The following is a 21913-nucleotide window of genomic DNA, read 5'->3' as shown; positions in this document are numbered from 1 at the left end:
CGCTTAAAATTAGTGGATCACAAATGGCAGATAAGATCGTACAGGTTACAAATATATATAAACAGTATCGAGTAGGGGAAGTGATCATAGATGCTCTTCGCGGTATTGATCTTGAGATCGAACATGGCGATTTTTCTGTCATTCAGGGCTCAAGCGGCTCGGGCAAGTCCACCCTGCTCCATATCATCGGCTGTGTTGATGTCCCAACATCAGGACGCGTCATGATCAACGGGATCGATACAGTGAACCTCAAATCTGACAGGCTTGCGGGTCTCAGGCTACACACCATCGGTTTTGTATTCCAGCATTTTTATCTCCTGCCGATGCTGACAGCATATGAGAACATTGAACTTCCAATGAAAGAGGCCAGGGTCCCGAAAACCAAAAGAAAGGAGCGGGTCCTGGACTTGCTTGAGTCCGTTGAGCTTTCTGATCGGGCAGACCACAGGCCGGGACAGTTAAGCGGAGGTGAACAGCAGCGCGTAGCCATAGCGCGTGCGCTGGCAAACGATCCACCCCTTATTCTCGCCGACGAACCTACAGGCGAGCTTGACAGCATCACAGGGAGCAGGATACTGAAGCTGCTTGCTGAGCTGAACCAGGAGTTCGGAAAGACTACGATCATTGTAACCCATGATGAGAATCTCTCAAAAAAAGCAAATAGAATAATAAAGATCAGGGATGGGAGAATAGTAAGCGATGCTCGCTAAGATCGCCTTTCTAAATCTTCGGCGCAGAAGATCAAGGACTTCAAGGACTTTTTTTACTGCCCTTGCTATCGGAATCCCGGTGGCAGCGGCCATTTTGCTCACTTCAGTCTCTATAGGGATTTACCAGGAGAGCAGTGCTGCTTTCGAAGAGCAGGCCGATTTCTGGGTCATACCATCAGGATCAGGCGCCCTGGACCCTGTGACAAACTCAGAGAGAACCATGCTTGGAGATATACACAGGAGGATCGATATACTGAGATCGTATCCTGATGTTAAATCCGCAACCCCTGTCCTGAGCAAAGCGCTTTATGCAGCACGAACAGAGCCAAGGGTTATCCTCGGCATCGGTATTATACCAGACGACATCTCTTTAATTCCAGATGGCGCCCTGTCTTCTGGAGATCCCTACTACTATGGAAATAACTTTACCCGCGAGGTTGCAATAAACCAGCAGCTTTCAAAACTTCTTGGTGTTAAAGAAAGGGACAATATATATCTTGGCGTGTCAGCAAGTGATCTGCTTAACTCAACGCCCTTTCAGGTCACAGCTATAGTGGATTCGGCCGAATTTTCAGCATCTCCGGTAGCTATCATGCATATATCAGAGCTTCAGGAACTTACAGGCAATCTGAATGCTGACAGGGCGAACCAGGTAATAGTAAAAGGCAGTAACCTCATGCCCCTGCTTCAGGCATATTTTCCAGATGCCGTCGTTCTCTCAGAGGCTGAATACTATGCTAACAGTATTGCCGATGACAAAAGGATCCTCGCCACCGCAGTAACAGTAACCGCTGTCTCTCTCATACTGGGAATCCTGTTCATATCCAGCGCTGTCGTCTTCTCGATCAACGAACAGAGAAAAGAATTCGCTGTGATGAGGGCAATAGGGATATCAGATAGATCGATAATGAAGATCGTTATATATGAGGCGATTATGATCTCTATAGCCGGAGGTATCCTGGGTTCGGGAGCCGGGCTGGCAGGCATGCATGCCCTGAATGCTTTATCCCGTTCATTTTTTGAGGGCAGCGTAATCTCGGTTATCAATCCTCTTGTAATTATTGCTGCATTATCAACAGCCATCATTGCCGGTGCGGTCTCAGGGATCTTGCCTGCCCTTCTGATCCGGCGGGCAAATATTGTTCGTGAGCTAGTATGATATCAAAATTACTTCTTGACCTGCTGAATAACTCATCCCATGGATTGGTCGACGCCGTTCGCAGTGGAACCAGATCCAGGCTTCCATCAGACCTGAAAGCGGTTGTTGCCCTGACAGTATTAACCCTCGTGTTCGTGCTCTTATCACCGTTCGATACGACTGAGGGCAGGATAGTGCTGGGATTATTAATGGTGCTGTTCCTGCCCGGCTATGCGCTAATAGCATCGCTTTTCCCTGGCAAAAACGACCTTGAGTCGATTGAGCGCACTGCCCTGAGCTTCGGGATGAGCATAGCGGTTGTTCCCCTCATCGGCCTGGCATTGAATTTTACACCCTGGGGCATCCGTCCCGTCCCGGTTATAGTCTCTTTGACCGTTTTTACCCTGGTAATGGCATCGATAGCCCACGCCAGGCGCTTAAGACTCCATGAGAATATGAGGTTTGAGGTTCACTTCAAGGAGATCTATAATAACATTAAAACCGAGGTATTCGTTAATCCAGAGAGCCGTACCGACAGGATTCTAACTATTATACTTATTGCGTCGATCATAGCCTCTCTTTTGATGGTAGTTTATGTTATTGTTACTCCAAAACAGGGTGAGAGGTTCACCGAGTTTTATATCCTTGGACTTAGCGGCAAAGCTGAGGCCTATCCCACTAACCTGACCGCAGGGAAAGCGGATTCTGTCATCGTAGGGATAGCCAACCATGAGTATGAGCCTGTAGATTACACGCTTCAAGTTAGAATTGAGAATGACATGCTGAACGAGCTTCAGGTCCAGATGGAACATAATCAGACCTGGGAGCAGGCTGTCAGCTTTACACCAATGCGCACAGGTACGGGATTGAAGCTCCAGTTCCTCTTATATAAAAACAATAATCTCAGCCTGCCCTACCGGGATGTCCACCTATGGGTGAATATCAGGGACTAGCTGAAACTTTGCGGTTACATGGTCTTTGCCGTGCTCAACCTGCTTTATCATCACGTTCTTCCCTGTGTTTTTTGTGATTATACACGCTATCAGGCTGCAGAACGAGCACCCTATGTTGCAGATCCCGGGCGCTTCACTTGAAACCCTGCGGCACAGGTTTATGTACAGCGGCTTATCTACCCTGACGGTTATATCAGCATCCCCGTGCTCTACCTCAACACCCTTTGCCACCTCAAGCCCATCGACCATCACCTCATCTAAAGCGTGCTGTATGCTGTTCCAGTCCGCCCCGTTTTTCTCTGCCATCTGCATCAGGGAGTACCCTAGTGGAACAAGCACCAGAGCAGTACTGCCTGGCTCATCTACCTGGAATGTCCTCTGAAAGGTCTTCTTGAGTTTATAATCCGATCTTAGCGGGATAACAACCCTGATCTCATCATCTGATAGAACATAGATCCCTTTTGAGTATATCTGGAGTTCCTGTATGATATTGTTTATAACGATAATGCTGGATAGGTTGCTCCTCTCCAGAATCTCCTCCCTGATAAACTTCTCAGGGGTAAGGAAAAGAGACAGGATGCCAAGATAGACCGTACCAAGCCCTGCGAACAGCATTATGGACGCAAGAGTTGTGTTGTTATAGGTGAAGTAAGAGATTGCGGCTGCGGCGGCACCGAAAAAAACCAGTGCATAGCCTGTGTACCTGTACTCATTTTTCTTTGCCAGGCTATGCTCCACTCTCAGGGTCTTATTCTCTCGCTCAAGCTCAATCAACCTTCTCTTCAATAACGCATCTTCCATCTATACACCGCCTGATTGATCAATACCTCCGGCTTATCTCCAGGGCCGACCTCAATAACCCTCACATTCTTAAGCCGCCTGAACCTTTCGATCTTTCTCTGAAGCACCATATACTCCTGGAAATGCTCTTCAAGCTTAACAACATCATATTCCCTAAAAAAGATCCGTGGTGTGACTATTAAAACGACCCTGTTCCCATAGTATGTTGCAAGGCGTATGCTCTCAATGAATGGAACATCGGATACAAGATCCGTTATTATGGCAATCATGGATGGGGTCCTGGAGAAAGATATCACGCGCTTTATTGCCTGGTATATACCCTGCATCTCCATAGCTTTTAAGTGCTCTGATCTGTCAGTAAAGAACGGCGCAAGTACAGAATAGAATCCACCCCCGTTATATGAGCCCAGCTTTCTCTCGATCTCCTTTATCTCCCCTGTATCCATGGCTATGGAATATGGCCTGCTCTCTACTGGCGCAAGCGTAAAAAGATCTTTTATTATCTCAAGCCGCTTCTTTCCCTTTTTTAATAAAGCCTGGTTTGTAACTCTGTCGTGCGTGAACGTGATCAGGCCTACCTGCTGGTCGCTGTTTGCAGCCTGCTGGGTCAAATAATTTGCAACTATTACAGCATGATCAAGACCTGCACTGGAGTCATCTGTGCTGCTGTGATCCATAAGAACAAATACAGGAAGCCCGGTATCCGATTCAAACTCCCTTGTGAACATACTGTTAAGCCTGAGGCTCGTCTTCCAGTCGATATGCCGAAAGTCATCCCCGGCTATGTAATCTCTGATATTAGCCACTTCTATGCCCATTCCCCTCTGTTTTGATCTTCCCGGGCCGTATAGTGAGGAGATATAACCGGCCTGGATGGATCTTCTTGATAGAACAGGAGGGTAGACGCTCACCTCAGATCTGCTCTCAAGGGATATACTGTGCATGAACATGTGAAAATTGCTCTCAAGATGGAGGAATGATTCTGAGAAATGGTAGATCCCGCGCTTTGCCGCGCTTAAAGTATATGAAATGCTGTGGTCCGGTTCCTTTGTGTCGATCCTCTTTGCGGAATCTCCGGTACCTAACTGGAACGCATCCGGGTACACATCCTGAAGATATATATTCTTCAAGTGCCTGGCATTGATCTTTAGTTCAACATCTACAGATAGTGCATTGCCGACAAACAGCCTGCTCTTATTGATCTTCCTTATTATTGATATCTCCATTGCCTTGATCGCAGCTAAGAAGCTCACAAGGTCGAAAAATACCGCAAATGCTATGATCACGCCTGCAGCATAGAACAGCAGGTTTGCAGTTATTAAGCCTAACAGCAGAAAAATAAATATAAATGCTGCAATGTTTTTTCCTCTCTGTTGGATATGCATTTACATGACTTCCACATTATTTAAAACATCCTGAATGATATCATCAACGGTCAATCCGCTGAACTCTGATTCGGGTGCCAGAACCAGTCTGTGTTTCAGCGCGGCATAGGCTAGGTATTTAACATCATCAGGGATAACGTATGACCTTCCCTGAATTGCGGCAAAGGATTTTGATGTGTTGAGAAGAGCAACCGATGCCCTGGGACTTGCAGCGATCAGAAGATCCCTGTTCTTTCTGGTTCTGATCACAAGATCCCTGATATATCTCATTACTTTCTCATCAACATACACTTTTTTCACAGCAGTTACCATGTCCATGATCTGCTCTGGAGTGGTCACCTTTTTTATTTCACTGAATATTTCTTTATCTTTACTGATAAGTATGCCGAGTTCCTCCTCTTCACCAGGATACTCAACATCAAGTTTGAATAGAAAACGGTCTATCTGCGCCTCAGGCAACGGGTATGTTCCTTCAAGATCGATCGGGTTCTGGGTGGCTATGACCATAAACGGCCTTGGTACTTTCAGGGTAGTACCCTCAAGTGTGACCTGCCTCTCTTCCATGCATTCAAGCAGGGCTGACTGGGATTTTGGCGATGTGCGGTTGATCTCATCAGCGAGCACGATATTTGTAAAGACAGGACCTCTCCTGAGCTCAAAGCCGCCGGTCTTCTGGTTGTATATGAATGTGCCTGTGATATCTGCAGGCATGATATCAGGGGTAAACTGTATCCTCTTAAAATCGCAGCCAAGTGCAGATGCAAAAGTCTTGGCAATAGTGGTTTTTGCAACACCGGGAAAGCCCTCCATGAGGATATTGCCCTCTGAGAGAAGACTTATGATAAGGTAGTTGATCAGATCCTTCTTCCCTATGATTATCTTATTTACCTCGTTGAATATTGCTTCAGCAGTGTGCTGAACCTCTGACAATTTAGCCTCAGCTCTCATTTATGCTATCTCCTGATCTTACTCATAAAAAACGCAAATCTCCTTTCGTCCCATTTACGCCTCTTTAAAATGTCTGAGATGATATTTTTCTCATCAAGCTCAGATACATAGCTCTGGTTATTTGATTTTTTCTTTCTGAATATTAGCCTGTCTCTATTCATATAGATTAATACAAAAGAGACAACGATACCTGCAGATAAGTATTGAACATAGGGATCTGTTCTTACCAGGTATCCAGCAGCAAAAATAAGCGGCATGCGGCCTGTCTCATCAAAGATAACAGAGGTTCTATTCTCTACCAGCTTATCAAGAAGAAGTATATTATCTCCCATCGGGAGCATGCTGTTAATAAATATGCTGGGATCTGCTATTGCAACTATTTTGCCCTGGCCAAAGGGGAGGTCTGCCATTACAGGATATGAACCAGATACCTCACGTTCTAAACCATTTTTTGATAGCCAGCTAAATCTGCCTGTGCTTGCAAGCACTCTGGCAGATCCATCTGAGATTATAAGGGAAGTCGGATAATTCATTGTAATATTACTCACGCCCTCGATGCCTGTAGTTACAACAGGAAATGAGGAATTTCTCCAGAAATTCACATCATCTAAAAGAAGCATACTGGAGAAGGAGATAGAAGTTGAAAAGCTGGTGAGAAGCTCGTTCCCGGAGCGAAAATCATCGGCAAGAATAAGGAGTCCTCCATCTCCAACAAATTTTTTAATGATATCTATATCTTTTTCTGAGAAATTCACTCCGGGTCCAAGAACAACAAGTGCTGTTCTATCGGGTTCGAATGATCCTATATAATGGCGGGATGGTATGGCTACAGCCTGATGTCTCTCGGATACAAGGTCTCTGATCCTCATACCTCCATTCCAGTCCGGATTGAACGTGCTAAAGTCTGAGGTGTTCTCAGAAAATCTAAAAAGACCTATAACTATAAGGATGGATGCAACTAACAGTAGTACCTTCTTATTCATTTTTCCCCTGCTCTGTTATAAATTTTTTTGAGTAATTCGATAGCCTCTACTGCTCTATCGACATATATCTCTTTATCACTATACATGGCTATTTCATATAATTCAGTTAGTTCCCTGAACTCACCTGAAAATGCGGGAATATCGTTTTTTACAAGGTCATAAAACTCCCTGTGCGTTTGCTGAGGAGAGTCTTTGATCGATGTGTGCGTTAATATAAGATCTTTTGAGTTTCTGTAGGAGAAATAAACCGATTCTTTGAGCTGTTTTTGTTTAACAAGTTCCTCCAGATGAGCATAAACCTTATTTAATCGTTCAGATCCTTCATGTGGGGATTCCCGGACTTGTACCTCTTCTCTTATTTTAGCCTCTGTTAGAGAATCCGACGTTATAGCCGGTTTCTCGGTCTCTGTGGATTTTCTAGATCTTGCCCTGATTGCTGATATGAAAGCACTGATCCGCAGCCACAGCACTCTCTTAGTTTTGATATATAATAGCACAATTATAATAACAATCCCAGGTATTAAAAAAGTCTGGTAGGATAATGGTCTGTTTTTTATCTCAAGAGATACTGAATTTTCAGATGGTAGAAATAATGATCCTCCATTAAATCTGACCATAACGGTGTGGTTCCCCAGGCTCACGTTTCTGGTAATCCAGTAGCTAAAGAAGAAGTCACCGTTATTAACAACCGCTGTGCCTATCTCTTCCGTATCGAGAAGTATGGTTATACTGGCAGCCGGGACATTAAGATCTTTAGCTGTTTTAAGTTTTCCTGTTATATTCAGATAATCCTGTTGATATGAGATCCCGGGTGCGGATACCGTAAGTGCAGTATTTGTCTGCATCACCCTTATTGCTGTTGTATTGCCTGACCGGGAGAGCGGCTGCACGGACGGAACGAATTCCATGCCAATAGTATGCTCGCCATAAGCAATCAGCGGGATCGCCAGATCATATTTATATGACCCGTTCTGATCCGTTTTCACTTCAACCAGGGTCTCATTATCAAGCGAAATAACTATATCAGCATCTGCTACACCGTGTTCATTTTTTGCGGCCAGGATCCCTGAGAGATGAATGATATCGCCAAACCCCCCGTAGTCAGGATTTGCAGCTATGGTAAGGGTCGTATTGCTCGGTTTTATAAAAAATGAACCCTCGGCAGAAGATGCCAGAAGGGGTTCACTGACAGGTACGAAATCCACCTGTACATGGTAGATGCCCGGTCTTTTATAGGGTATCCTATATGTGTAGTTATATCTTCCGTTCTGATCAGTAGTAATGTTAGCAGCGGTCTCGTTATCTATTGTTATTACCACGCTTGCACCTGATATACCCGAGCGGTTTCTCGGCAGTATCAGGCTCCCGTTGATGTAAACCATGTCCCCGAATTCACCCCCTTCAGGAAGGACAGAAAGCGATGTAGCGGTATCATCAAAAAGCGTTAGCTCAACAGGATGCCATCTTTTCTGGATCTCTTCCAATAGACCATCAAACGATGACGATCCATCCTGGTAAAGTGTGACATTCGCCCCCGGATACTGGGCCACAGCCTCCATGACAAGCTCCTGCTGCATTGAATTCAGGTTCCGGATAATATTTCTGGCCTCAAGTGCGATCTGGACTGCTTTACCTGTCTGGTTGTTATTATATGCAAGCCTGCCCTCCTCATACAGCGTGCGCAACTGGTTGACCTGATCTACAGTCAGGTTGAGCGCATACCCGCTCTCATTAAGTTCCGTATATACATCGCCCCTCATCTCAATCAAAATATTATTATTCTCCTGCAGTATCCTCAGGTAGTTATCTAAATTTTCCTGAGCGCCTTTGATATCGCTACTGTTCAATGAGATTAGTATGCCTGAGCGGTATGATAGAAGCTCGTTGATAAGGAATAGCTGCCGCTCATGAAGATCTGAAGTAGCCGTAGCATTGATAGGGTTTATATGGGAAGGAATCTCACCAGAGACCGGTACTGCTGCAGTAGAAATCACCAGAAGAACAAGCAAGAGATTCGAGTTACTATCCATATAATTACCCTATTATCCTGATAATCTTTTTTGCAACTATGTAGAGGAACAATATTGTTCCTGTAAGTACAACCCATTTTAGCCTCTGCTTCCATTCTGGCTTGAAACTGAAAGGAGTTGTAATCTCAACCAGTACCAGGAACCCTATCAAGTTCAAGACGAAAAACATCTCAAGATCGAGATTATTCCCGATTATTAAAAAGAACAGTACAGTGAGCATCCATGCAGAGAGTATGTATATAAAGCGGTGCTGCCTTGGAATTGATGCCATTGCCTGAAAATATATCTAATATAGATTATACCTTTCCATAATAATTATTATTAATGGTGCTCTATCAGAGCGTATGATCGCCTTGCGAGGTCTTGCTCATAACAAGTTCAGAACCATCCTGTCTGCAGCGGGCATCGCTATTGCTGTAATTTCAATCATGCTCCTGGGGTCAACCGGCAGCGGTCTCATAAGGATCGGAGAAAAAACCCTTGAGCGCAGCAGCATGGATATGTGGCTGACAGGTAAGACCTTTGATCTTAAGTCACAGTTTGCAGGCGGAAGCGAAGGGAAAATAACAGATGCCCATAAACTTGAGAGCAGGCTTTTAAAAAACAGCAATATTGATTTTGCAATGCCAGTGCTCACAGAAATAGTATATGCCTATAAGGAAGGGGCAGAGCCAAAGGCAGTATTCGGTACAGGGCTTGAAGGGACAGGGGGTAGTTTTGTTTCGATCCTGCAGGGGGAAGGCCTGATCGGTGATTCGCACTATAACAGCGGTCTTTACAACGGCCCCTGGAAGCGGGAGATACTGATCGACGGAAGGGCTGCTAAACTTCTGGACGTAACGATCGGTGATACGCTCCATATCGGTAAAACCCTGACAGAGGCAAGGAAGCAGGAATTTAAGGTGATCGGCCTTACGAATTCATTATCCAGCTTTACCACAGGACCTATGATCGTTCTATATCTCTCTGAACTTCAGGAGATAACAGGGAACCACTACTATGACAGCGTAAACCTTGTAATGCTGAGGTTAAAAGATCCATCCAGAGCAGAAGAGACCCAAAAACAATTAGAGACCCAGTACCCGGAGTATGCTGTCAGTACCAATCTGAACCTGATAAAAAAGATCATAAGGCAAAATTCGCCTGTGCTGGCAGGTGCATTCTTTATCGTAGTTCTTGCTGTATTGATGGGTGTGCTTCTTGCGGTGAACACGGTACTGCTTTCCCTCAATGAGCGTAAGAACGAGGCAGGTATTTTAAAGGTAATGGGTCTCTCAAAATGGTCAATAATCAGGTACCTCTGCTTTGATGGATTTCTGGTATGCATAGCGGGCGGAATTACAGGGGTCTTACTCAGCCTGCCGCTCTCAAGAGTGCTGAACATACTGATCTACAGAGCGGTAGGGTTTGAGGATCTGGTATTAATTGATAATTCTTTTATCTATATCGGCACAGCAGCTGCGGTCATCACAGGGCTGGTGACCAGCTTACTTGCAGCAATGTGGATTAACAGGATAAATGCAGCTGAACTGCTGCGAAGTGTATAGATCCGGATAACCTGAAAAGACGAAAATATGAAGCCAGGGAGCTATTCGAAATCGTTGTTTCAGGCGGCGTTGTGTCGAGTGTGAAGTTCCAGTTGGCTGTTGCTGTATTGCCTGCTTTATCTCCAACTGTGAGGCGCACTTTGCCAATCTTATATGTTTTCATCTTTCTATTTTTCTTATCAAAACCAATATGGATAGAGATGCAAGAGCTAATAGTAACGAGAATCCCGGCGTCTGCGTTGCTGTTGTTGTGGCGGTCTGTGTAATTGTGGGTGTTTGAATAACTGTGGGGGCAGTAGTGGGTGAGGTTACATTGAAATCAAGGGTCATTATATAGATATTATTTATAGTTTTAGGAGCAGTAGGTGGCACTTCTGAAGTAAAAACTATCTTTGTACCATCAGGTGACCAATCAAATGTCTTATCCCATCTATCATCACCGAAAGTAAGCTGAGTTACATTTGTGCCATCAACATCCATTACATAGATATGTTCCAGATTCATGCCTTGAAACAGATCACCTGCACGGCTGGAAAGGAATGCAATATATTTTCCATCAGGAGACCATCTCGCATAAATACCTTGTTGTCCGGTGCTTGTCATATTGCTGCCATCCGCATCCATGATATTGATGATACCATTTTTAGTGAAAACAATTTTTTGGCTGTTAGGTGACCATGAAGGCATTATTTCATCTCCAAAATCATCCGTCAGCCTTTTTATATTCGTGCCGTTAATATCTATGATAAATATTCCGCGCCCTTGCTCAGGGGTTGTACCAAAGCCTTTCACCGCGCCACCATCGAAGGCGATATATTGGCCATCTTGAGATATAGATGGACTACCTGCTACACTGATTAGCATTTTCTGATTTGAACCGTCAGAGTTCATTATATATACAGAATTGCCCCATTCAAAAACAATTTTTGAGCCATCTGGGAACCACTTAGCATAATAACCATTTTGTCCTGTACTTGTAATATTACTGCCATCGACATTCATAGTATGGATGATTTCATTTTTATTTAAAACGATTTTTTTGCCATCTGGAGACCACGCCGGGTTACCATAGCTTGTATCGGTACCATAAGTTAACTGGGTGATATTAGTAACAGCAACACCAGATACGTTTGGAATCAGGAATATTAATAAAAATAATATTAATATCGAACGATTGATACAGTAAGGGAGATATCTCATTAAGATTTACCTCCTTTGTCCTTGCTTTTAGTATCTTTTTCTGGTTTTTCTTTTTCCTCATCATCTATTTTTTGCTTTTCTATGACTCTTATCGTATAATTACCCAAAAAGGCTGTAACATTTACTTTTCCTGAAATGTACAGAGTTACATTTCCAGGATTGACGATGCTTTGCACAAGTGTTCTATTGAATTTGATTTCTAATTCAGAATTATCATTTTCTAAAACGTCATCTCTATCATCTTTGTCTTCCTCTTCAATCTCATTGGACTTTACCGCAACAGGTATAATCCCGTTCAACCTGATTGAGGAGACATCAATTAGTCTTGCATTATATCCTGGAATCTCTATTCTGGCTTTAATCCATCTGCCGCTGCTGTTTATGTTCAATGTATGCGGTTCGATTTCAATGATTGCCTGTAATGGTTTTACTATGAAGGTCGTTGATGATTCGGCACTGTTTCCTGCATTATCAGTCGCAGTCACCCTGATTGTATGGCTTCCTATCGATAGGTTTCTTAAATCGATCATATCGCCTTTTGTGATAGCAGCACCATCCAGTGTAGCAAAGGAAGAAGCTACACCTGACGTTGCATCGGTAACATTGTAATCGATCGTTATGTTTTGGTCTGAATAGAATTCCGTCCCGTTTGCAAGAGAGAGTTGAATTGCAGGTGGCATTGTGTCGAGTGTGAAATTCCAATTGGCTGTTGCTGTATTGCCTGCTTTATCTCCGACGGTGAGGCGCACTTCATGTAATCCGTCTCTGAGTAGGGGTTTGATATTTATTGAATTGTTGCTTATCATTGCTTTAGATGTTACATCAACACCATCAATAATGAGATAGATTGAACTGTTATCAATTCCCGATCCATCTGGATTGTCTTTGAATTCTGCTGAAACATGTAGAGTGTTTGTGATATTTTTTGGAGTGGTGTTGAATATCGCAGGAGGTACATCATCCAGTATGATTTCGTAAGTTTCATCCGGATTTCTCGAGATAAAATAGTTGTATCTCCTTATGTCGCCGGGTTTAATAGGCTGCTCAACCGATGTAGTATAACGGATGTCGTCTGGTATGTCATAAACTATACTCAAATTATACGATTGTGTGCCGTTTGTGGTTTGCTGCAGCTCTGGATAAGAGTTTAGAAAAATCTGGTTGTCCCTGCTGTCCACAACAAATTGTACTTTGACATTATCAGGAACGAATATCCATTCTTCACCAAGCAAATCACCTGACGCATTGGCGCCCTGGATTTCGTTTTCATAAATTCCCGTAGTGTAATTTATACCTACATGCTTGCCGTCGGGTGTGTAAGCGTGGAGGTCGATATCCGGAAGCGGCATTTTACTATTAAGAGGCGGCGCCCTGCTATACCAGGGAACATATCCTAAAAGGTTATCCTGGGGTACAAGAATTGCTCCCACAAGCCAGGGGATGCTAAAGTTTTGTATTCCGACTTTCATTTCTAACAAAGATCTGGTTCCATCTGTTCTGGTACGCTCATCGAGCGCTTTAAAACGTATTTTTTTTGCGGCATCCCAGTATGAAGAGTGATCCTGATATGGAACTTTTAATGGTATAAGACTATCAATATAATCCACTGTCCAGTTCTTATCGATAATCTCATCTACCTTGTATAGAACTAAAGCATTGTTACTATACGCATATGGAATTGGTGCAGAGGTATCCCATTTGCTGTAAGATTGGTTGTTTGTCCGTGTTTCAATAATGTAATAATTAAGTCTTGGAGTATCCTCTTTAATGACATATCTTGTAATTTCATCTCCATATTCCATTGTCGCAAGAGAGTTAACCCAGTATGTTCCATAACCGATCGATTTGTTTTTTAACCATCCAAGCCAGTCCTTGCTGAATGAACTCATATGGTCAGGATTGCTTCCGGCAGGACTGCCAAGCCAGTTCCCTGACCCCATCAAATCCCAAGCTCCAATTGAATGGTTGCCATTTTCATCTCCATACCTATCTGGTAGATAACCATTTCCTTTTCCAGGCATCAATATTCTCCCCATCGCATGCCCTGCCTCATGTGCCCATGTACCTATTAATTCGTATTCAGAATTCAAGATAAGGTTTCTGGCAATTTCTCCATTTCTTGTTGTATTATCGCCCATCCATGCATGTGTTGTCATTAAATCCCAATTTCCTCCGGACTCCTGCTGGGATTTACCTGCATGGATGACAACAACAACATCATAATTATTGAAATTGATATCACTGTCAGCAGCTTCAACTGCATCCAATTGGAACTGGCTGCTGTTGTCTGAACCGTCTTCGTAAGTTGTTCCGTTCGCGTATTTCTTAGTAACATTTTTTCCATAATACGCTGCGGTCTTCCCCAGCTTATACCAGTTGCCGTTATTGTCATACACATCTGCTGGATGCCAGAATGACAGCAATCCTCACATCCCTCGGTCTCACGATGATTTTAGCCGTGTCCGAACTGATCACAGAGCCATCCAGTTTTGCCAGCTCGACTTTATATACGGCCAGAATTGCACTATTATCTCCGGGTACCAGTTTATTCGTATATTTACTGGAACTCCCCAAAACAGAAATTACATCGGTTGGAACATTGTCTTTATACCATTTTATTCGATACTCCACTGCAGGATTCAGGTTTATTGCATTTGCTCCTATCCACTCCCCCGGATAATATTCTTCCTTGGTCATAGTTATACTGCCTGTGTAATCAGGGGAAGGTGTGGGTGTCGGAGTCGGTGTTGGCGTCGCTACCGGCGTTAGCCAGAAGTTCAGGTTATTAAACTGTCCTGCCACCACATTTATGCCGCTCGTCTGGGAGACGTAGCCGCTTGCAGTGACGGTTACCGCCCTCATTCCGCTTGGCACCTGCATAGCGTAATAGTAGCTATTTGGATTATTATAAGTTTGTCCTGTATCAATTGTTATGGTCGCCCCGTAAACACTGTTCCCCGAGGTATCGTAGATATCTCCGTACAGCACTCCTGACGGACCTGGCGGTGTTGTAGGCACAGGTGTCGGCGTCGGAGTGGGAGTAGGAGTAGGTGTCGGCGTTGGGGTAGGTGTTTGTGCAGGTTTAACATAAGCGTAATCAATATCCAGTAAAGTCCAGTTTCCCCACAGGAACGGCTTTGTCTGGAGTTCAGCTTTCCACCAGCCCACTGCATCGGCTGTATATGTGTATCTCGATGTCCAGCCATCAAAGTAATTCGGCAAGTCGAAAGTCGCAACTACCTGATTTGATGGATTGTAGAGCACTGTCCTTTCATCCGACGATGTAAATCCCCTGTCCCATATGTCAAGTGTTTCCCCCAGTATATATTCATCCTTTCCGAAAGCAACCTGTCCTTCATCTAAGCTCAGATCAAGGTATATCGGCAGGGTCATGTTTGCCAGGGAAGCATAAGAAAATCTCGCGGAAATGTAAAGTATCCCGTCTCTTTCGTATATCAAATAATGCCCGGATACCGTGCTGTTCGATGCGTCTCTGGCAAGAGGCTGCGGGATCTCGAACTGGAAACTGTCTGAACCATCATAGAATTTTATTTCATTCGTTTTTGCTTTTGTCCCGTCCCAGCTTTTTTCAATGCCGTTTTCATCGATATACTTTAATTTTAGATCGTCATTATATATGGCTATTGATGATAGAGTCATCCAGTCGCTGCTGCTTAAGGGTAAGGGCAGATTATTCAATACATATACTTCTTTAACCATAAGTGGATTCAAAAGATACTGTAATTGACTGCCCATGCCGTATGCATTATCAAAATAGACCATATCGCTTGTATTCTGTATCTGTGTATTCCGGGCAGAACCGAGAAGCATAGATGTTTCGCCTGAATCGTTTGTATAGGATATGTCTCTTGGGAGGAATAGGAAACTGTGGTCATTGATTACGAATTTAAAGCCGTTCGTGTTCATGTGGCTGAAATAGGCTGTATAGTTCTTCCCTGTTGCCATAAGGGTATAAGAAGGATCGTTGCTTTGTGAAATTTCGGCGTTCGAAGGCGATATTAAAAGTTGTACTGAGAGCATACATAATATGATGATTTTTACTTTGTCTGCCATACCTAGCGAATTTAGACTGTTTAGCTATATAATATTATTCATTAGCATGATTATAATAATAACTATAATAATTATGATAACTCTTCCTTTTACTCAGTATCTGCTAAGTCTTTCGGATGAAGAAAATCAATCGGAGCGCTATCCCTTCATATACTCCCTCAAAACAGTAGTATAATCTCCCTCCACAGCCCTTTTGAAGCAAGCTCAGGCATGGCAGGGACTTTAAAAGTCATCTATCTCACAGGTGAACTTATTTCTTATTTAAAAAGGAGTAGTGGATGAGACTTTTATCAACCTGTCTGTACCCGCACAGACTGTGATACCCTCTCGGGTATTGAGAAAAAGGCCACTACCTGCAGGATCTGGGATATGTATATGATGACAAAACCCACCAGGACGATGGTAAGCACGGCTCCGATAAGATATAGCAAGGCAACAGTATCGAACATGCCAGTATTCAATCGAGAGGCTATTGTGCGGTAGCTTCTTCTGAGAAATATGGCTGAAGCTATGTAGAATATCCATATAAGAACCAGTGCAGCAAAGATCGCTGCAAATAAACTGAATATGCCCGGGCCTATGAGCCCGGATGGATCCGGCGGTGGACTGATCAGGACGCCTCCAATGAATCTTAACAGGTATGCAAACACAACCGCAGCCCCCACAATCGCTCCTGCAAAGATCAGGATAACTGCTATGAGCGCATTATTGAATATAGACCTGTCTGCTACCTCGTCCGAAATAGATCTGACTGCCACGAGTATAAGGATAAACCCGATCAACCCAAGAAATATGCCTGCCTGTGGAACTACAGACAGCAGCACAAGTATAGAACCTATTCCTCCCAGAATCCTGGCCTGAGCCAGAGTCGCCATATCTAATCCCTCATGTAAAACTTAGCTATGTTAATAGATAAATCTTCTTGTCTTAATTTTGAATGGTTTTATTATTTATTACTGTTAATATACCGATTTTCTACCTGAGAGAAACGCCTATTGCTGCTATTTTCGAGATTAGAAAAACGTATCTACTATTAATTCATATAGGATGTAGAGATTATATGCCAGCATTACTTTACGTTCAGACAAGTGGAATCGATACACCAGAGCGCCTTTATTCACCTTTTATCCTGGCCCAGACAGCAAAGGCCATGGGAATAGATGCTATAATATATTTTCTTGGGATGGGCATAACAGTAGTGAAAAAAGGGAACGCTGAGAAGATAAAGATGGGGCAATTCCCGGGCCTCAAGGAAGTGATGGATCAGGCTGTAAAGGCAGGTGTAAAACTGATGGTCTGTGAGCAGAGCTGCCAGCTTATAAGTCTTGCAAAGGGAGATTTTGTTCCCGAAGCTGAGATTGTAGGGGCTGCCACGCTGAATGATCTGGTACTTGAAGCCGATGGAACGATGTGGTTTTAGTAGAAATGAGACAGGTTTACATGGATTATGGTTCGGCATCGCCCGTTGATACACGGGTACTTGAGGCCATGATGCCGTACTTTGATAAGGAAATCGGGAATCCCTCGTCTCCTCACTCATCAGGAAGAAAAGCCAAGAGGGAGCTTGAGGCTGCACGTACGGATGTAGCTAATCTGATAGGTGCTCAGTCTCCAAGGAGCATTATCTTTACATCAGGCGCGACAGAATCGAATAACCTTGCGCTGCGCGGTGCTGCAATGAGGTATAAGGATAAGGGAAATCACATAATAACAAGTTCAGTCGAGCATATGTCCGTGATGAATCCCTTAAAAGACATCCAGAGAAGCGGGTTTGATGTAACACATATCCCGGTTGATAGGGACGGAATGGTGGATGCTGAACGAGTAAAGGACGCGATAAACGAGAAGACGGTTCTGATCTCAGTACAGTATGCGAACGGAGAGGTAGGAACAGTCCAGCCGATAAAGGAGATCGGCGAGATCGCATCCGATAACAGGATACTGTTCCATGTTGATGGAACTGCAGCATGCGGTAAAATCCCCCTTAACGTTGAAGAGGAGCACATCGATCTTCTGACCATTTCATCAAATGATATGTATGGTCCAAAGGGCGTAGGAGCGCTGTATATCAGGCAGGATGTAAGGATACTGCCTCTTATGCTTGGAGGGGGGCAGGAATTCGGAATGAGAAGCGGCTCTGAGAACATTCCTGGCATAATCGGGATGGGTAGAGCTGCAAAGCTTGCCTCAGATGAGATGATCGATGAGGGCGCACGGCTTATCAGGCTGCGGGATCAACTGATCGACAGTATCCTTAAGATAGAATATACATATCTAACAGGTCACAGAACAAAAAGGCTTCTCAATAACGCAAGTTTCCGCTTCAGTTATATAGAAGGTGAAAGTACTATACTAATGCTCAGTGAGCTTGGAATAACAGCAAGTACAGGCTCTGCGTGCTCTACAAAGACACTTGAGCCTTCACATGCCCTGATAGCTATGGGACTGAGGCATGAGGAAGCGCATGGGTCTCTCAGACTAACTTTAGGCAAATACAATTCGCAGGAGGATGTGGACTATGTCCTTGAATCTACACCTGGAATAATAACAAAACTCAGGGCATTATCACCACTTTATCCTGCACACGGGTGAGAAAAAATATGGACGAACAATTTGAATACTCAGAAAAAGTAATGGATCATTTCAGGAACCCGCGAAATGTCGGTATTATTAAGGATGCAGATGGAGTAGGAAGAGTAGGGAATCCCGTTTGCGGGGATCTGATGGAGATCCAGATAAAGGTTGAAAACGATATACTCAAGGATGTAAAATTCAAGACCTTTGGCTGCGGCTCGGCCATTGCTACAAGCAGCATGATCACTGAACTGGCTAAAGGCAGGACAATTGAAGAGGCGCTTAAGATCACACGCAGTGATGTGGCTGATGAACTCGGAGGTCTGCCTCCCATCAAGATGCACTGCTCAAACCTTGCAGCAGATGCTCTCCACGCAGCAATTCAGGATTATATGACCAAAAAAGAGGAGAAGGTCAGGCTTGAGGCAGAAAAAGAAAAATATGATTTTGATGTGATTATCGTGGGCGGAGGACCAGGCGGTCTGTCAACAGGGATATTGTGCGGGTACAGGGGTCTTAAGACCGCCGTCTTTGAAGCCTCAAACTGGGGCGGGATCCTGTCATGGTTATGCCCGACCAAGATGATAGAGAACTTCCCGGGGCTATGTGAGAAAACAACATGCCAGGACCTGATTGAGATGTGGCTGAATGATGCAAAAAGACTGAAAGTGGATCTGAGGAAGGAGCGTGTCAATGAGATCACACAGGATAAGAGAGTGATCACAGACAGGGGAGAGTACAGGGGAAAGATAATCGTACTCGCAACAGGTACATCTCCGCAGCAGGCAGGTGTTAAGGGTGAGACGAAATTCAGCAAGGACGATAAAGGAGTATATTATTTCGTTACAGATCCCGAGAAATTCACTGGAAAACGTGTTCTCATTATCGGAGGCGGGAACTCTGCCGTGGATGCTGCCCTGAGCCTTGCCGATACCGCAGATCTCATAACTATAGCCCACAGGCGTGATGAGCTAAGGGCAGTACCGCATAAGATCGAGCATCTAAAGACGCTTGATAAAATAAAGATCCTGTATAATACCGAGCTTCTTGAGATATCAGGGAACGACAGGGTAGAGAGAGCTATTATGCGGAATACAAAGGAGAACGAGGAATTCCAGATGGCTGTGGACTCGGTCGTACTGGCAGTAGGCCTTACCCCGAACACCGAGATATTCAAGAGGATTGGAATAGAGCTTACTGATAAAGGCTATATCAAGACGGATAAATCCCAGAGAACGAATATCGATGGGATCTATGCTGTGGGAGATATCGCCTCTGATGTTCAGTTCACCGCTGTTGCAGTAGCCCATGGCCTGATAGTTGCGCATAATGCATATACTGAGCTGCGAAAACCTTACTGGCGTTGAGTGATTTCCAGGCGTTGAAGGCACTCAACCAAAGTTTCTTATATACTGCGCTATAGACTATTGCACATAATATACAGGGGAGCTGAATAGCATGGTAGATAAGATCAGGAAAAGGGACGGCAGAATAGTACAATTCGATAAATCCAAGATAGCCAATGCCGTCTTTAAGGCCTTCCTTGCTACAAAAAGCGAAGATGGGAAGAGGGCAGAGGATGTAGCGAACCAGGTCACAGAGATCATAAAGAAGAGGATACCAGGGATACCGGGTGTTGAAGAGGTGCAGGATATAGTCGAGGAGGTCTTAATTAAAAATGGCTATGCTGCCGCAGCCAAGGCATATATCCTGTATAGGGAAAAGCGCGCCCAGATCAGGAGGGCAAAACAATTCTTTGTTGTGAAGGATGAATTAAAGCTGGGTGTCAATGCAGTACGTGTTCTGGAGAGACGCTACCTGTTGAAGGATGAGAGCGGGAATGTGATTGAGACACCGCTGCAGCTTCTCCAGCGTGTTGCAAAAGCTGTTGCCCTTGATCCTGAATCTGAGGAAGAGTTTTTTGAGATGCTGGTAAGACTTGAATTCCTTCCCAATACCCCCACGCTTATGAACGCAGGCACTGATCTCGGGCAGCTCTCTGCCTGTTTTGTAATTCCTGTTGAGGACTCGCTGGTGAGCATTTTCGATGCTGTGAAGCACATGGCGCTTATCCAGCAATCTGGCGGGGGAACAGGTTTCTCATTTACGCACCTGCGCCCTAAAGGTGATATAGTGAGGTCGACAAAAGGTGTAGCTTCAGGCCCTGTTTCTTTTATGCGGGTATTCGATACAACCACTGATGTCATAAAACAGGGAGGTAAACGGAGAGGCGCTAACATGGGGATACTCAGGGCTGACCACCCGGATGTCGTTGAGTTTTCAACCGCAAAATCAAAAGAAGGTTTCCTTACAAATTTCAATATCTCTGTAGCCGTAGATGATAGGTTCATGAAAGCCGTAGTCGAAGATGGCGAGTATGAATTAATAAACCCACGAAACATGGAAGTGGTAAAGAAGGCACGGGCCAGGGATATGTGGGATCTCATAATAACCATGGCTTGGAGAACAGGCGACCCTGGAGTTGTATTCATAGATGAGGTTAACAGGTATAACCCTACACCGCAGGTGGGGCAGATTGAGAGTACGAACCCGTGTGGTGAACAGCCTTTGCTGCCATACGAATCCTGCAATCTCGGTTCAATAAACCTTGCAAAGATGGTAAAGGATGGATCAATTGACTGGGAAAAACTTGAGAAGATAATACCCATTGCTGTCAAATTCCTTGATAATGTGGTGGATGTGAATAAATATCCCCTGCGCGAGATAGAGGAGATCACAAAAGCTAACAGGAAAATAGGTCTTGGGGTAATGGGTTTTGCAGATATGCTCGTGCAGCTCGGTATCCCGTATAATTCAGAGGATGCTCTGAAAAAAGGGGAGGAGATAATGAGGTTCATACAGGAGAAATCACATGCTGCATCTGAGAGATTGGCACAGGAGCGGGGTGCGTTCCCCAATTTCCCGGGCAGTATATTCAAAACACCTATACGCAACTCTACCGTAACTACGGTCGCACCTACAGGGACAATCAGTATCATAGCAGGATGTTCAAGCGGCATCGAGCCCCTGTTTGCGGTCTCGTTCGTACGCAATGTCCTTGAAGGCACCAGACTGGTTGAAGTGAACCCGTATTTTGAGGCCGTGGCCAAGGAGCGGGGCTTTTACAGCGAGGGACTTATGATGAATATCGCAAAACAGGGAACACTTGCGGGCATAGAGGGGATACCAGATGATGTGAAGCGGGTGTTCGTGACCGCTTTTGATATTGCGCCAGAATGGCATGTGAGAATGCAGGCAGCTTTCCAAAAATATACGGATAATGCTGTATCAAAGACCATCAATTTCCCGCATGATGTGGACATTAAGGAAGTAGAGAAGGCTTATATGCTCGCCTATGAATTGAAATGTAAGGGGATCACGGTTTACAGATACGGCAGCAAGATAGAGCAGGTATTATATCTCGGCGATAGAATTGATAAGTACGTATCTGCTGATACTGAATACGCAGGCGGGTGCCCGGCGCCGGTGTGTCCAACGTAAATTTCGATTTTGGTATCTACTCAGGTTTTTTTAGAGCTGTTTAGCTCCTAATATTTTGCCTCATTACTA

18 protein-coding genes are annotated in these 21913 nt (G+C 44.4%); 8 read left to right on the top strand and 10 right to left on the bottom strand.

From position 1 onward, the window contains the following. Positions 1 to 23 precede the first annotated feature (23 nt). From ANME2D_RS06005 to ANME2D_RS05995, 3 genes are read left to right on the top strand one after another with little or no spacing between them, the layout of a single operon-like run. On the top strand, positions 24 to 710 hold the full coding sequence (locus ANME2D_RS06005; protein ID WP_048089831.1) for an ABC transporter ATP-binding protein: 687 nt from the start codon (positions 24 to 26) through the stop codon (positions 708 to 710). After that, the gene (locus ANME2D_RS06000; protein ID WP_048089830.1) at positions 700 to 1869 is read left to right on the top strand and encodes an ABC transporter permease; all 1170 of its coding nucleotides are present in this window, start codon (positions 700 to 702) and stop codon (positions 1867 to 1869) included. The genes ANME2D_RS06005 and ANME2D_RS06000 overlap by 11 nt, the downstream gene beginning before the upstream one ends. Next, positions 1866 to 2801 carry a DUF1616 domain-containing protein gene (locus ANME2D_RS05995; RefSeq protein ID WP_081810160.1) on the top strand — a complete coding sequence of 312 codons (936 nt, stop codon included), beginning with the start codon at positions 1866 to 1868 and terminating at the stop codon, positions 2799 to 2801. Before ANME2D_RS06000 ends, ANME2D_RS05995 begins: the two co-directional genes overlap by 4 nt. On the opposite strand, the gene ANME2D_RS05990 is transcribed toward ANME2D_RS05995, so the two are convergent. The 6 genes from ANME2D_RS05990 to ANME2D_RS05965 are packed head-to-tail and all read right to left on the bottom strand — an operon-like array spanning position 2778 to position 9219. Then, a complete protein-coding gene (locus ANME2D_RS05990; protein WP_048089828.1) occupies positions 2778 to 3602 on the bottom strand; it encodes a hypothetical protein in 825 nt (274 codons plus the stop codon). The genes ANME2D_RS05995 and ANME2D_RS05990 overlap by 24 nt on opposite strands. After that, a complete protein-coding gene (locus ANME2D_RS05985; RefSeq protein WP_048089826.1) occupies positions 3584 to 4987 on the bottom strand; it encodes a DUF58 domain-containing protein in 1404 nt (467 codons plus the stop codon). The genes ANME2D_RS05990 and ANME2D_RS05985 overlap by 19 nt, the downstream gene beginning before the upstream one ends. Further along, complete coding sequence (locus ANME2D_RS05980) at positions 4988 to 5935, bottom strand: AAA family ATPase (RefSeq protein ID WP_102044958.1); 948 nt, start codon at positions 5933 to 5935, stop codon at positions 4988 to 4990. A gap of 5 nt (positions 5936 to 5940) precedes the next feature. Then, a complete protein-coding gene (locus tag ANME2D_RS05975; protein WP_048089824.1) occupies positions 5941 to 6918 on the bottom strand; it encodes a DUF4350 domain-containing protein in 978 nt (325 codons plus the stop codon). Next, positions 6915 to 8948, bottom strand: a complete 2034-nt coding sequence (locus tag ANME2D_RS05970; protein WP_048089822.1) for a hypothetical protein — start codon at positions 8946 to 8948, stop codon at positions 6915 to 6917. The genes ANME2D_RS05975 and ANME2D_RS05970 overlap by 4 nt, the downstream gene beginning before the upstream one ends. Positions 8949 to 8952: 4 nt before the next feature. Then, on the bottom strand, positions 8953 to 9219 hold the full coding sequence (locus tag ANME2D_RS05965) for a hypothetical protein (RefSeq protein WP_048089820.1): 267 nt from the start codon (positions 9217 to 9219) through the stop codon (positions 8953 to 8955). Between the two features lie 73 nt (positions 9220 to 9292). Between ANME2D_RS05965 and ANME2D_RS05960 the strand changes: the two genes are divergently transcribed. After that, complete coding sequence (locus tag ANME2D_RS05960) at positions 9293 to 10495, top strand: ABC transporter permease (RefSeq protein ID WP_048089818.1); 1203 nt, start codon at positions 9293 to 9295, stop codon at positions 10493 to 10495. Positions 10496 to 10654: 159 nt separating this feature from the next. Here the strand turns inward: ANME2D_RS05960 and ANME2D_RS05955 are convergent, their stop codons facing one another. From ANME2D_RS05955 to ANME2D_RS05940, 4 genes are all read right to left on the bottom strand, one after another. Next, on the bottom strand, positions 10655 to 11695 hold the full coding sequence (locus ANME2D_RS05955; protein WP_048089816.1) for a TolB family protein: 1041 nt from the start codon (positions 11693 to 11695) through the stop codon (positions 10655 to 10657). Next, entirely contained in the window at positions 11695 to 14118 is a 2424-nt protein-coding gene (locus ANME2D_RS05950) for a hypothetical protein (protein ID WP_048089814.1), read from the bottom strand. Before ANME2D_RS05950 ends, ANME2D_RS05955 begins: the two co-directional genes overlap by 1 nt. Further along, the gene (locus tag ANME2D_RS18390; protein WP_198527360.1) at positions 14084 to 15769 is read right to left on the bottom strand and encodes a carboxypeptidase-like regulatory domain-containing protein; all 1686 of its coding nucleotides are present in this window, start codon (positions 15767 to 15769) and stop codon (positions 14084 to 14086) included. The genes ANME2D_RS05950 and ANME2D_RS18390 overlap by 35 nt, the downstream gene beginning before the upstream one ends. 290 nt (positions 15770 to 16059) lie before the next feature. Continuing rightward, positions 16060 to 16644, bottom strand: coding sequence for a DUF996 domain-containing protein (locus ANME2D_RS05940; protein WP_048089810.1), 585 nt, complete (start codon positions 16642 to 16644; stop codon positions 16060 to 16062). A gap of 185 nt (positions 16645 to 16829) precedes the next feature. Here ANME2D_RS05940 and ANME2D_RS05935 point away from each other — a divergent pair, with 185 nt between their 5' ends. From ANME2D_RS05935 to ANME2D_RS05920, 4 genes are all read left to right on the top strand, one after another. Beyond that, positions 16830 to 17189: a DsrE family protein gene (locus tag ANME2D_RS05935; RefSeq protein WP_048089808.1), complete on the top strand. Its 360-nt coding sequence runs from the start codon at positions 16830 to 16832 to the stop codon at positions 17187 to 17189. Beyond that, positions 17180 to 18361: a cysteine desulfurase family protein gene (locus ANME2D_RS05930; protein WP_241763313.1), complete on the top strand. Its 1182-nt coding sequence runs from the start codon at positions 17180 to 17182 to the stop codon at positions 18359 to 18361. Before ANME2D_RS05935 ends, ANME2D_RS05930 begins: the two co-directional genes overlap by 10 nt. 8 nt (positions 18362 to 18369) lie before the next feature. After that, positions 18370 to 19710 (top strand): Fe-S cluster assembly scaffold protein NifU, encoded by a 1341-nt coding sequence (gene nifU, locus ANME2D_RS17300; RefSeq protein WP_081810159.1) that lies wholly within the window; start codon positions 18370 to 18372, stop codon positions 19708 to 19710. A 91-nt stretch (positions 19711 to 19801) separates the two neighbouring features. Next, the gene (locus tag ANME2D_RS05920) at positions 19802 to 21844 is read left to right on the top strand and encodes an adenosylcobalamin-dependent ribonucleoside-diphosphate reductase (RefSeq protein ID WP_048089804.1); all 2043 of its coding nucleotides are present in this window, start codon (positions 19802 to 19804) and stop codon (positions 21842 to 21844) included. Positions 21845 to 21913 lie beyond the last annotated feature (69 nt).

The sequence above is a fragment of the Candidatus Methanoperedens nitratireducens genome (assembly GCF_000685155.1).
GTDB classification, from domain to species: domain Archaea; phylum Halobacteriota; class Methanosarcinia; order Methanosarcinales; family Methanoperedenaceae; genus Methanoperedens; species Methanoperedens nitratireducens.
Note: the sequence above shows the minus strand (reverse complement) of the source record. Positions and strands in the feature narration are given on the sequence as shown.

Bases quoted from the DNA above. Each gene is read 5' to 3' on its own strand.
- nifU (WP_081810159.1), top strand. From the start codon at position 18,370: ATGGACGAACAATTTGAATACTCAGAAAAAGTAATGGATCATTTCAGG.
- ANME2D_RS05960 (WP_048089818.1), top strand. From the start codon at position 9,293: ATGATCGCCTTGCGAGGTCTTGCTCATAACAAGTTCAGAACCATCCTG.
- ANME2D_RS05955 (WP_048089816.1), bottom strand. From the start codon at position 11,695: ATGAGATATCTCCCTTACTGTATCAATCGTTCGATATTAATATTATTT.
- ANME2D_RS18390 (WP_198527360.1), bottom strand. From the start codon at position 15,769: ATGGCAGACAAAGTAAAAATCATCATATTATGTATGCTCTCAGTACAA.
- ANME2D_RS05990 (WP_048089828.1), bottom strand. From the start codon at position 3,602: ATGGAAGATGCGTTATTGAAGAGAAGGTTGATTGAGCTTGAGCGAGAG.
- ANME2D_RS05985 (WP_048089826.1), bottom strand. From the start codon at position 4,987: ATGCATATCCAACAGAGAGGAAAAAACATTGCAGCATTTATATTTATT.
- ANME2D_RS05935 (WP_048089808.1), top strand. From the start codon at position 16,830: ATGCCAGCATTACTTTACGTTCAGACAAGTGGAATCGATACACCAGAG.
- ANME2D_RS05965 (WP_048089820.1), bottom strand. From the start codon at position 9,219: ATGGCATCAATTCCAAGGCAGCACCGCTTTATATACATACTCTCTGCA.
- ANME2D_RS05970 (WP_048089822.1), bottom strand. From the start codon at position 8,948: ATGGATAGTAACTCGAATCTCTTGCTTGTTCTTCTGGTGATTTCTACT.
- ANME2D_RS06000 (WP_048089830.1), top strand. From the start codon at position 700: ATGCTCGCTAAGATCGCCTTTCTAAATCTTCGGCGCAGAAGATCAAGG.
- ANME2D_RS05920 (WP_048089804.1), top strand. From the start codon at position 19,802: ATGGTAGATAAGATCAGGAAAAGGGACGGCAGAATAGTACAATTCGAT.
- ANME2D_RS05975 (WP_048089824.1), bottom strand. From the start codon at position 6,918: ATGAATAAGAAGGTACTACTGTTAGTTGCATCCATCCTTATAGTTATA.
- ANME2D_RS06005 (WP_048089831.1), top strand. From the start codon at position 24: ATGGCAGATAAGATCGTACAGGTTACAAATATATATAAACAGTATCGA.
- ANME2D_RS05995 (WP_081810160.1), top strand. From the start codon at position 1,866: ATGATATCAAAATTACTTCTTGACCTGCTGAATAACTCATCCCATGGA.
- ANME2D_RS05940 (WP_048089810.1), bottom strand. From the start codon at position 16,644: ATGGCGACTCTGGCTCAGGCCAGGATTCTGGGAGGAATAGGTTCTATA.
- ANME2D_RS05980 (WP_102044958.1), bottom strand. From the start codon at position 5,935: ATGAGAGCTGAGGCTAAATTGTCAGAGGTTCAGCACACTGCTGAAGCA.